The sequence below is a fragment of the Candidatus Chloroploca asiatica genome (genome assembly GCF_002532075.1).
In the GTDB taxonomy this organism is placed as follows: domain Bacteria; phylum Chloroflexota; class Chloroflexia; order Chloroflexales; family Chloroflexaceae; genus Chloroploca; species Chloroploca asiatica.
The window spans coordinates 1-1084 of sequence record NZ_LYXE01000044.1 but is presented as its reverse complement, the minus strand read 5'-3'; the positions used below and the strand labels follow the sequence as shown (position 1 = coordinate 1084).

At 63.2% G+C, this 1084-nt stretch carries 1 protein-coding gene; it reads left to right on the top strand.

Translation table 11 applies throughout. The features are described 5' to 3' along the window. Positions 1 to 224 precede the first annotated feature (224 nt). Positions 225 to 1084, top strand: an 860-nt coding sequence (locus A9Q02_RS03965) for an endonuclease (protein WP_097651065.1), incomplete at its 3' end; no start/stop codon positions are given.

Genomic DNA, 1084 nt, shown 5'->3' with positions numbered 1-1084 from the left:
TTGCGGGTGCCCCGCCCCGGTACGGGCACCCCTTGCGGGTGCCCCGCCCCGGTACGGGCACCCCTTGCGGGTGCCCCTACATCGGATGCGGCCTCGCCCCGGTACGGGCACCCCTTGCGGGTGCCCCGCCCCTTTTGGGGGTAGGTTTTTCAGATAATGTGCGGGTCATGACCATTTCTGCTACGATTGTGAAAACAAACAACGATCGTCGAAAGGAATGGACCATGAACCGCACACAAGCATTATCGGAATGGACGCACGTCGTGTCAACCCACATGTCCCACCTGAGCAAGCCCCAAGCAGTGGTGCTGGCGTTGTGGAGCTTTGGGATCGCCTTCACCCGGTCATGTGGTCGGGGTACGGTGGCGACGTTTTTGGCCTTGCTGTTGGGGCGGAAGCGCGATGCCGTGGAGCAGCAATTGTACGAGTGGTGTGTCGAAGCGCGCCGCAAGCGGGGCATCAAGCGGTGCGAGCTCGATGTGACGACCTGTTTTGTCCCGTTGCTGCGCTGGATGATCAGCATGTGGGGCGACAGCCTCCAGATCGCCTTGACCCTGGATGCGACGACGCTCAGGACGCGGTTTGCCATCTTGGTGGTGTCGGTGGTGTATCGTGGCAATGCCATTCCGGTGGCCTGGACAATGGTCCCTGCCACCGAGAAACGGGCGTGGCGACGCGACTGGTTGCGGATGCTGCGCATCCTGCGGCCCGGCATCCCGTCCGATTGGACGGTGCTGGTCGCCAGCGACCGCGGTCTGTACGCCCGCTGGCTGTTCCGGCGCATCGTTCGCCTCGGGTGGCATCCGTTCATGCGCATCAAGGCGGGGAGTACGTTTCGTCCGGCGGGCAAGGCCGCATGGGTCAAGTTGACCACGCTGGTCACGGACGTCGGGCAGTCCTGGCAGGGTCGGGGAACCTGTTTTCAAGCCGAGTCCCAGCTGGCATGTACCCTGGTGGCATGGTGGGGCGAGGGCTATGCAGAGCCATGGTTTGTGATCACGGACTTCGACCCGGAGGCATGCGATGTCGCATGGTATGGCTTGCGAACCTGGTGCGAGCAGGGCTTCAAATGCACCAAACGCGG